This window comes from Neptunomonas sp. (assembly GCF_041601355.1).
Lineage (GTDB): Bacteria > Pseudomonadota > Gammaproteobacteria > Pseudomonadales > Balneatricaceae > Neptunomonas.
The window spans coordinates 1-2,930 of sequence record NZ_JBFIIH010000234.1 but is presented as its reverse complement, the minus strand read 5'-3'; the positions used below and the strand labels follow the sequence as shown (position 1 = coordinate 2,930).

Below are 2,930 nucleotides of genomic sequence, written 5' to 3'. Positions count from 1 at the left end.
TCCGCTTCACTCTTGAGCAAGCGCTGGACTTTATTGAAGATGACGAATTGGTTGAAGTAACACCTAACCATATTCGCTTACGCAAAAAATTCCTTACAGAAAATGAGCGTAAACGCCATTCTCGTAGCGGCAAATAAACCGATTAAAATCCAAAAAGCGACTAATATGTCGCTTTTTTTTCATCTATTTTTCACCTATTCACTCCCATTACCCGTACACCCACTTTATACTTAAACCAGACTCACCGTTTCAATAAAGGACTAACCATGCGGACGCTATATCCCGAATTATTTCCTTATAAAGAGCATCAAATTCAGGTTGATTCAGGCCACTCTTTATACGTTGAAGAAAGCGGCAATGCGGAAGGGATTCCCGTGTTGTTTATTCACGGAGGGCCCGGTGGCGGAACGAGCGGCGCACAACGACGCTTTTTCAATCCGGAGAAATACCGGATTATTCTATTTGATCAACGCGGCTGCGGAAGATCAACACCACATGCCAGCCTTGAAAATAACACAACGCAGAATCTGATTGCTGATATCGAAAAAATCCGCTTACTCCTGGGCGTTGACCAGTGGCTTCTGTTTGGCGGCTCATGGGGCTCAACGCTAAGCCTGCTGTACGCCCAAACTTACCCTGAACAAGTTTCAGGCATGATTTTACGTGGAATTTTTCTCTGCCGCCCACAAGATATACATTGGTTTTATCAACAAGGTGCCAGCGCGATCTTCCCTGATTACTGGCAGGATTTTATCAACCAGATCCCTGCAAAAGAACAAGACAACTTACTATCTGCTTACCACAAGCGCCTTACATCCAAGAATGAAATAGAGCGCATGTCAGCAGCAAAAGCATGGTCAGTATGGGAAGGCCGCTGCTCCACTCTTGACCCTAATCCGAATATAGTTGAGCATTTTTCTGACCCTCATACCGCATTATCAATGGCACGTATCGAAGCCCACTACTTTATGAATCAGGCATTCATGGAGAACAACCAGATAATTGAGCAAGCGGGTAAAATTGCTCATATACGAACCATTCTGGTACACGGTCGCTATGATATGGTATGCCCTATCGAACAGGCATACGCACTACACCAGGTACTGCCGAATGCTGAACTACATATCGTTCGGGATGCGGGTCATTCGGCTTTTGAGGCAGGAACCACTGATAACCTGATCCGTGCTACCGATGACTTTGCACGCAGCAGAGCCTGAAATCGATGAAAGGGTTAATTCAACGCGTCAGCCAGGCATCGGTTGAGATTTCAGGTAGCTGTGCAGGACAGATAGGCCCCGGCATTTTATTGTTATTAGGTATTGAAAAAAATGATACCCAAGCGGTCGCTGATAAGCTCCTGAATAAGATTTTAGCGTATCGTATTTTTTCAGACAGTGATGGGAAAATGAACGTAAGCCTGCAGCAAACCGCAGGGGGCTTACTGATCGTTTCTCAATTCACATTAGTCGCTGAGACTATGAAAGGTTTACGCCCTGGTTTCTCCAACGGTGCCTCTCCAGAACAAGGTATTGCACTCTACAATTACTTCGTAGCCCAAGCTCAGAAGTTACATGCCCCTGTAGAAACAGGAGAATTTGGTGCTGATATGAAAGTACAACTTATCAACGACGGACCTGTAACCTTTATGCTGGAGGCTCACTAACCGCTACGGGATGCACGAGCCCCTTCACGTATGATGAAATGCATCAGGTAAGAACATTAACCTCTTTCAATTCCAATAAACGCTGTCGCGCCTGAGTCGATGCCGAGCTCATATCGACACCACGACGAGAGGTGTAATACTCAGCATTGAACAAATCAAAATACGCATCCAGCACATCAGCACTGCTATGATCCTGTACCTCTCTGAGCATTGCCGCTGCTACTTCGGCTGTACACAGGTGATGCTCTTCCGCCGATTGACGCAATTGATAACGCGAAACGGCACCACAGCCAGGCTCGATAACAGGCAAGTGATCCAGGTAACGGCTTAATCTGAACATACGCCGGGCCTGGCGCCAGGTACCATCCAGAATAATGAACGCAGGCGTTTTTCCAGTTAACGCGGCACTTTCTACCATACGTTGCTGATAACCATCCCCTGAAGGAAAAACGATACAGGGTGCGTACCTCTGATCTGAAAGTGCACTCATAAAATCAGAATCGGGATTTGTACGTGACCATTTAAATACCCTTGATCCTTGAATAGCGTCGACTATCAAGCGTCCGGTATTGGTGGGTTTATAGCATTCATCGTTATGCGTTAATAACCAGAATACCGCAGCGGCTTTGACATTAGGTTTATCAGAACACACACAGCTCTGTGCCGGTAAAAAACAACCTGAACAACGTTTTATTTTAGAACCTCGCGCAACAAAAGGCTTACGCGGTGCCAGAGAGTCATAAGCCATCTACTGTAATCTCGTTGTTGGCTGCTCATTAAGATCAAAAAGAGAGTTGGATACTCCCCACTTTAATTGTAAACACCCTTTATGCATCCAATGTAAAATCTGATGCATTTCCTGACGGCTCAAAACACTAATAGCAAAGCACTCTGCATCATCAGATACAAAAAAACTAAGGCGGTATTGTTCCTTTTGAAAACTAATATCAAGACGTCTTAAAAGAAGGGCCTCAAAATCCTTATGGGTAAGACTAGCATCCTGCCTGACAAGCTGCGCCTGCTGCGCTTCATCATGCTCAAATTGAGCCATCGCACTCTGATGCTCAAAAGGTGTCCGACTGACTTTTTCTGACGTCTGCAGCAAAAGCTTTGGAGACGCATCCAGCAATCTCAACACCAAGCGTCGCGTCAGCCAGAAATCAACTCTCTGCTGACCATTATCTAAATTACCAATAAGCCGAATACGATCTTCAACCACATCAAAGTGAAAAGAAAGAGACGCGAGATTTATCATCAACAACCCTGA

At 45.4% G+C, this 2,930-nt stretch carries 5 protein-coding genes; 3 read left to right on the top strand and 2 right to left on the bottom strand.

The annotated features are described in order from the left end of the window. The 3 genes from ABY436_RS19755 to dtd form a co-directional block, all read left to right on the top strand. Nucleotides 1-137, top strand: a 137-nt coding sequence (locus ABY436_RS19755) for a hypothetical protein (RefSeq protein ID WP_372740640.1), incomplete at its 5' end; no start/stop codon positions are given. 129 nt (nucleotides 138-266) lie between these two features. After that, a complete protein-coding gene (gene pip, locus ABY436_RS19750; RefSeq protein WP_372740639.1) occupies nucleotides 267-1,217 on the top strand; it encodes a prolyl aminopeptidase in 951 nt (316 codons plus the stop codon). Between the two features lie 5 nt (nucleotides 1,218-1,222). Beyond that, nucleotides 1,223-1,663, top strand: a complete 441-nt coding sequence (gene dtd, locus ABY436_RS19745; RefSeq protein WP_372740638.1) for a D-aminoacyl-tRNA deacylase — start codon at nucleotides 1,223-1,225, stop codon at nucleotides 1,661-1,663. A 43-nt stretch (nucleotides 1,664-1,706) separates the two neighbouring features. Here dtd and ABY436_RS19740 read toward each other — a convergent pair whose 3' ends face one another. Together ABY436_RS19740 and ABY436_RS19735 are read right to left on the bottom strand one after the other, a co-directional pair. Continuing rightward, nucleotides 1,707-2,411 (bottom strand): tRNA-uridine aminocarboxypropyltransferase, encoded by a 705-nt coding sequence (locus ABY436_RS19740; RefSeq protein ID WP_372740637.1) that lies wholly within the window; start codon nucleotides 2,409-2,411, stop codon nucleotides 1,707-1,709. Continuing rightward, nucleotides 2,412-2,930: hypothetical protein (locus ABY436_RS19735; RefSeq protein ID WP_372740636.1), on the bottom strand; the 519-nt coding region annotated here is incomplete at its 5' end. It lies immediately after the preceding gene.

Excerpts from the sequence above, each read along its gene's own strand:
- pip (WP_372740639.1), top strand. The coding sequence starts at position 267 with ATGCGGACGCTATATCCCGAATTATTTCCTTATAAAGAGCATCAAATT.
- dtd (WP_372740638.1), top strand. The coding sequence starts at position 1,223 with ATGAAAGGGTTAATTCAACGCGTCAGCCAGGCATCGGTTGAGATTTCA.
- ABY436_RS19740 (WP_372740637.1), bottom strand. The coding sequence starts at position 2,411 with ATGGCTTATGACTCTCTGGCACCGCGTAAGCCTTTTGTTGCGCGAGGT.